This window comes from Betaproteobacteria bacterium, assembly GCA_016791345.1.
Lineage (GTDB): Bacteria > Pseudomonadota > Gammaproteobacteria > Burkholderiales > JAEUMW01 > JAEUMW01.
Genome location: JAEUMW010000023.1, coordinates 1 through 1,785 on the forward strand (window position 1 = coordinate 1; position 1,785 = coordinate 1,785).

Consider the following 1,785-nt stretch of genomic DNA (forward strand, 5'->3'; position numbering starts at 1 on the left):
GATGCCCGCCGTAGTTGGCGGCGTACGGCTCCATGCCGGCAACGAGCGCGTTGCCGCCGAACACCTCGGCAAAGCGCGGCGAAGCGACGTCCGCTGCATCGAGACCGACCAGCGCCGCCACTTCCCGCGAGTGCGCGACGAGCCGCGGCGCGGCCACCGGCGTCGGTTCCACGCGCGAGTACAGCGCGCCGTGAACCTGGCGCACGTGCGGTCCCGCCACGGGGTCACCCGGCAGCCGGTTCACGAAGGCGTTGTCGAAGCGAAGCGAATCCATCATCCGTGGGAAGCCCGAAAACGAGAAAGACCTCCCGCGGAGGTCTTTCGTTCGGCAGCGAAGCGGCGCGGCGGATCAGCCGAAATTCTTCCCTGCGAACTCCCAATTACAGAGATGGCCTAAGAACGTCTCGACGAACTTGGGACGTGCATTGCGGTAGTCGATGTAGTAGGCGTGTTCCCACACGTCGAGTGTGAGCAGTGGCGTGTCGGCACCGGTGAGCGGCGTGCCGGCGTTGCTGGTGTTGACGATGTCGACCGTGCCGTCGGTTTTCTTCACGAGCCAGGTCCAGCCCGAGCCGAAGTTGCCGACGGCGCTCTTCGTGAACGCTTCCTTGAAGGCATCCAGCGATCCCCATTTCTTGTCGATCGCCGATGCCAGCGCAGCGGCGGGACTGCCGCCACCACCGGGCTTCAGGCTGTGCCAGAAGAAGGTGTGATTCCACACCTGCGCCGCGTTGTTGAAGATGCCGGCGGACGATTTCTTGATGATCTCCTCGAGGGACATGCTTTCGAACTCGGTGCCCTTGATGAGATTGTTGAGATTGGTCACATACGCCTGGTGGTGCTTGCCGTAGTGATATTCGAAGGTCTCCTTCGAGATGTGCGGCGCCAGTGCGTCCATGGCGTAAGGCAGTGCGGGGAGCTCGTGGACCATCGGTGTCTCTCCTTGTGAGCTGGGTAAGGCGGAAGGGGAGCGGCGATTCTACAGAACCGCCGCGAAGCCCGGCAAACGGGCCGTCTCCGTACTTAGTCCGTGGCGCCGCAATTACGTTTCGGGGGGAATCTCAGGCGGCGGAAAGGCCGCGCGTGGCCACCGCGACGACAGCCTTCGCCTGGTGCATGTCGGCGCTGTAGCCGGAGGCGTACAGGCAGCACGCGAGCTGGTGCAGGATGGGCAGCGGCACCGGAACCTCGCCGGCGAGCGCACGGCGGATCCACGCGGCCGAGGCGGCAGCGTCGATCCCCTGCGGCAGATTCGGCAGCACGGAAAGCGGTGCGACCTCCTCTTCGAACAGGACTTCCCGGCGTGCATCGACGAAGTAATCGATGCGCGGCCGGCGCTTTGGATCGGCGAACGCCTCGCCTTCGGTCGCGCGCATGAGAAGCCCGCGGTGACCGGTCGTCAGAAGGTACTCGCGGATCAGGTTGAGGTAATACGGATGCGTGGCGCTCAGCATGAGCGCGCTGTCGCCGGAGAACGGCGTGACGAGCTTGGCGAGCGTATGCGCGACATTACGCACCCCGAGCCTGCCGCGCAGGGCGAGCAGCGACGCGAGCCCGGGCACCAGCGCCTGCGTCGGGAGGAACGCCAGGCCGTCGGACTCGAGCTGCGCTTCCGCCTGCGCCAGCGTGACGCTCGGCAGGATGCCGAGCTCGCGCAGAACGTAGACCGTAGCGACCCGTCCTTCGCCGTGCAGCGCACCGTGGATCAGCACCGGAATGCCGAGGCGCGTGAGCAGCAGCGCCACCAGCGGCAGCAGATTCGGCGCGTGTTTGGCACCGTTGTAG

At 65.7% G+C, this 1,785-nt stretch carries 3 protein-coding genes; all 3 read right to left on the minus strand.

Annotation, left to right across the window (positions count from 1 at the left end):
- On the minus strand, positions 1 to 274 hold a 274-nt coding region (locus JNK68_00760), incomplete at its 3' end, for a YdiU family protein (protein ID MBL8538875.1).
- A 75-nt stretch (positions 275 to 349) separates the two neighbouring features.
- Entirely contained in the window at positions 350 to 931 is a 582-nt protein-coding gene (locus tag JNK68_00765; GenBank protein MBL8538876.1) for a superoxide dismutase [Fe], read from the minus strand.
- A gap of 130 nt (positions 932 to 1,061) precedes the next feature.
- The coding region (ybiB, locus tag JNK68_00770; GenBank protein MBL8538877.1) for a DNA-binding protein YbiB at positions 1,062 to 1,785 on the minus strand (724 nt) is incomplete at its 5' end.